Source organism: Pseudomonas sp. P1_F1_2, assembly GCF_056405815.1.
In genome coordinates, this window is the sequence record NZ_JBFUBK010000193.1 from 1 (window position 1) to 4,029 (window position 4,029).

4 protein-coding genes are annotated in these 4,029 nt (G+C 57.7%); 2 read left to right on the forward strand and 2 right to left on the reverse strand.

The window, feature by feature from the left end; all coding sequences use genetic code 11:
* Positions 1 to 56: 56 nt before the first annotated feature.
* The gene (locus tag AC1D2P_RS30355) at positions 57 to 1,355 is read right to left on the reverse strand and encodes a mechanosensitive ion channel family protein (RefSeq protein WP_109787982.1); all 1,299 of its coding nucleotides are present in this window, start codon (positions 1,353 to 1,355) and stop codon (positions 57 to 59) included.
* 192 nt (positions 1,356 to 1,547) lie between these two features.
* Here AC1D2P_RS30355 and AC1D2P_RS30360 point away from each other — a divergent pair, with 192 nt between their 5' ends.
* A complete protein-coding gene (locus AC1D2P_RS30360; protein WP_477811754.1) occupies positions 1,548 to 2,894 on the forward strand; it encodes a DEAD/DEAH box helicase in 1,347 nt (448 codons plus the stop codon).
* A 69-nt stretch (positions 2,895 to 2,963) separates the two neighbouring features.
* Here AC1D2P_RS30360 and AC1D2P_RS30365 read toward each other — a convergent pair whose 3' ends face one another.
* On the reverse strand, positions 2,964 to 3,239 hold the full coding sequence (locus tag AC1D2P_RS30365) for a hypothetical protein (RefSeq protein ID WP_046033344.1): 276 nt from the start codon (positions 3,237 to 3,239) through the stop codon (positions 2,964 to 2,966).
* 293 nt (positions 3,240 to 3,532) lie between these two features.
* Here AC1D2P_RS30365 and AC1D2P_RS30370 point away from each other — a divergent pair.
* The coding region (locus tag AC1D2P_RS30370) for a POTRA domain-containing protein (protein WP_477811755.1) at positions 3,533 to 4,029 on the forward strand (497 nt) is incomplete at its 3' end.

Below are 4,029 nucleotides of genomic sequence, written 5' to 3' on the forward strand. Positions count from 1 at the left end.
TGACTGACACACCGCCTTCGCGAGCAAGCCCGCTCCCACATTGGGTTCTGTGGTGTTTACATGATGTGTTTTTCGGCTTCGGGGATGTGGCTTGCGCCCAGCATCGCGGGCAACAACCCGGCACGTAAATCCCCACCACTCGGCTGCTGATAAAGACTCAAGCCAAACTCCGGCAGCACCGCCAGCAAGTAATCGAAAATATCCCCCTGAATCCGCTCGTAATCGGCCCACGCCGTGGTGCGGGTGAAGCAGTAGATTTCCAGTGGGATTCCCTGCGCAGTGGCCTGCATCTGGCGGACCATGCACGTCATGTCTGGCTGGATCCCCGGGTGACTTTTCAAATACGCCAATGCGTAAGCGCGGAAGGTGCCGATGTTGGTCATCCGCCGCCGGTTGGCCGCCATGGCCGCCACATTGCCCTGTGCTTCATTCCAGGCTTTGAGTTCTGCCTGTTTGCGGCCGATGTAATCGGTCAGCAAATGCACCTGCGACAACTTCAGCTCTTCATCATCGCGGATGAAACGCACGCCACTGGCGTCGATGAACAGGCTGCGCTTGATCCGTCGCCCCCCGGATTGCTGCATGCCGCGCCAGTTCTTGAACGATTCGGACATCAGGCGCCAGGTCGGGATCGACACAATGGTCTTGTCGAAGTTCTGCACCTTTACCGTGTGCAACGTGATATCGACCACGTCACCGTCAGCGCCGACTTGTGGCATCTCGATCCAGTCGCCCACCCGCAGCATGTCGTTGCTGGTCAATTGCACGCTGGCCACGAACGACAGCAGGGTGTCCTTGTAGACCAACAGAATCACCGCCGACATGGCGCCCAGACCCGAGAGCAGCAACAGCGGCGAACGGTCGATCAGGGTGGCGACAATGATGATCGCGCCCAGCACGTACAAAACCATCTGCGCCAGTTGCACGTAGCCTTTGATCGAGCGGGTGCGGGCGTATTGGGTGCGCGCGTAGATGTCCAGCAAGGCGCTGAGCAGGGCGCTGAACGCCAGCAGCAGGAACAGAATGGTGAAGGACAGCGCCACATTGCCGAGGAAGTTCTGGCTGGTCTTGCTCAACTCCGGCACCAGGTGCAGGCCGAACTGAATCACCAGCGACGGCGTTATCTGGGCCAGGCGATGAAACACCTTGTTGTGCAGAAAGTCGTTGATCCAGTGCAGCGCTGGCTGACGACCCAGCATTTTGGTGGCGTGAAGAATGAGGAAGCGCGCCACTCGTCCGAGGACTAGCGCAATGACCAGTAACAACACCAATCCCAGGCTTGAATGCAGGAGCGGGTGCTGATCAAGGGCCCCCCAGAGGTCTTGGGCGTTGAGCCAGAGCTGTTTGATATCCATGGGCTAAAACGATTTTCCTGTAGGACGCGATGGGGCGATTAGAGCATTTAAGACACTTGGGATGACATTTGAAGACAAATCAGGCAACAAAAAGCCACTGTTTACCGTCGTTTGTATAAAGAAACTCGGCCTGAGCGCTCGAAACCGTTACCCTATGCAGCTGTTTTTTTGTATTTCTTCGAGGTAGCACCCGTGTTTTCCCAATTCGCCCTGCACGAACGCCTGCTCAAAGCCGTGGCCGAGCTTAAATTTGTCGAGCCAACGCCAGTGCAAGCAGCGGCTATTCCGCTGGCGCTCCAAGGGCGTGACCTGCGGGTGACAGCGCAAACCGGTAGCGGCAAAACCGCTGCTTTCGTTTTGCCGATCCTCAACCGTCTGATCGGCCCGGCGAAAGTCCGTGTCAGCATCAAGACCCTGATCCTGCTGCCGACCCGCGAGCTGGCTCAGCAGACCATCAAGGAAGTCGAGCGCTTCGCGCAGTTCACGTTCATCAAATCCGGTCTGATCACCGGCGGTGAAGACTTCAAGGTCCAGGCTGCCATGCTGCGCAAGGTGCCGGACATCCTGATCGGCACGCCAGGCCGGATGATCGAGCAACTGAACGCCGGTAACCTCGACTTGAAAGAAGTGGAAGTGCTGGTGCTCGACGAAGCCGACCGCATGCTCGACATGGGCTTTGCCGAAGACGTGCAGCGTCTGGTGGAGGAGTGCACCAACYGTCAGCAGACCATGCTGTTCTCCGCCACCACCGGCGGTTCGGGCCTGCGCGACATGGTCGCCAAAGTGCTGAACAACCCTGAGCACTTGCAGGTCAACAACGTCAGCGACCTGAACGCGACTACCCGTCAGCAAATCATCACCGCTGACCACAACGTGCATAAAGAGCAGATCCTCAACTGGCTGTTGGCCAACGAGACCTATCAGAAGGCCATCGTGTTCACCAACACCCGGGCCATGGCCGACCGCATCTACGGTCGTCTGGTGGCGCAGGAATACAAAGCGTTCGTGTTGCACGGCGATAAAGACCAGAAAGACCGCAAACTGGCCATCGACCGCCTGAAGCAGGGCGGCGTGAAAATCCTCGTCGCCACCGACGTTGCCGCTCGCGGCCTCGACGTCGAAGGCCTGGACCTGGTGATCAACTTCGACATGCCACGCAGCGGCGACGAATACGTTCACCGTATCGGTCGTACCGGCCGCGCTGGCAATGAAGGCCTGGCCATCTCGCTGATCTGCCACGGCGACTGGAACCTGATGTCGAGCATCGAGCGCTACCTCAAGCAGAGCTTCGAGCGCCGCACCATCAAGGAAGTCAAAGGCACCTACGGCGGACCGAAAAAGGTCAAGGCCTCGGGCAAAGCCGTTGGCGTGAAGAAGAAAAAAGTCGACGCCAAAGGCGACAAGAAAAAAACCGGCGCCAAGGCCCCGACCAAGCGCAAAATCGCCAACCGCCCGAAGACCGACGCCCTGTCGCTGGTCAGCAAGGACGGCATGGCGCCGCTCAAGCGCCGCAAGCCGGAAGCGCCGGCTGCTGAATAAGCCGTTGTCGTGACCCAAAAAAAACCGGACGGATGTCCGGTTTTTTTATGCTCGAAATTCCTGTATCGATCAGCTCTCGGCTTTCTTGTCCGCCGTCTGCAACTCCTTCAAACGCTGATCAATCAACTGGCATTTATCCGGCAAATCCTTGGCGGCTGTGCCCAGGTCCATCTTCTGCAACTCGTCGTTGATCTCTTTGGCTTTGGCCGGATTCTGCTCGGTGAGCCTGGCCACTTCCTGAGCCAGTTGCTCGCGTTTGGCGGTGGCTTCCTCGGGGGTGCAGGCCCAAACGGGGAGGGCGCAGGCGAGGGTGGTGGCGAAAGTTAGCGTCAGAAGGGTTTTCATGGGGGGCCTCGGTATCCGTGTTGGGCGGTTAAACGGTTGAGGCTGCACTGTTCGGAAAGTTCATACCGTTGCTTCTGTAGGACAAATACGCATTCGGAAATGCCGTCACTCTGGCCGTCACTTTTCTTCATGGCATCAAGAAACATCCTGCATACCGGTCGGAAGCGCCCGATTTCACCACTACCGTTCGTCCCCCATACTTTTCGAATGGATCCATTATTTGATGTCAAGATGATGGCTCTCTAATATCGCGCCACTATTTTGCTATCACTTTCCGCTTCGAGGGATCGAACATGTACTCACCCGCCCAAGTGGCGAGGTTATGCCTGGCTTTGCTGTGCCTTTCTCCGCTAAACATTGCTCATGCAGCCACCACCCCAGGTGATACGGATCTCATCCGCGAACGTCAGGATCGCCTGCTCGAAGAGCAGCGCCGGCGTCTCGAAGAACTCAAGGAATTGCCCGGCAAGGAAGCCAAACCCGTACAGCCCGCGGCGCCTGCGGACACCCGTTGCTTTGCGATCAAAGACATCGAACTCAAGGGCGCCGACAGCCTTTCCGAGAGCGAGAAAAATCGCCTGCTCAAGCCCTACATCGGCCAATGCCTGGGTGTTACCCAGCTCAACGAACTGCTGAAAGTCATCACCGATCACTACATCGAAAAAGGCCTGGTCACCAGCCGTGCTTACTTGCCGCAACAGGATTTGTCCGGCGGGCATCTGAAGGTATTGGTCGTCGAGGGCAAGCTTGAGGGCTTGAAAGGCGCGGACGACAGCAATCTGTCGGAGCG

Bases quoted from the DNA above. Each gene is read 5' to 3' on its own strand.
- AC1D2P_RS30355 (WP_109787982.1), bottom strand. From the start codon at position 1,355: ATGGATATCAAACAGCTCTGGCTCAACGCCCAAGACCTCTGGGGGGCC.
- AC1D2P_RS30365 (WP_046033344.1), bottom strand. From the start codon at position 3,239: ATGAAAACCCTTCTGACGCTAACTTTCGCCACCACCCTCGCCTGCGCC.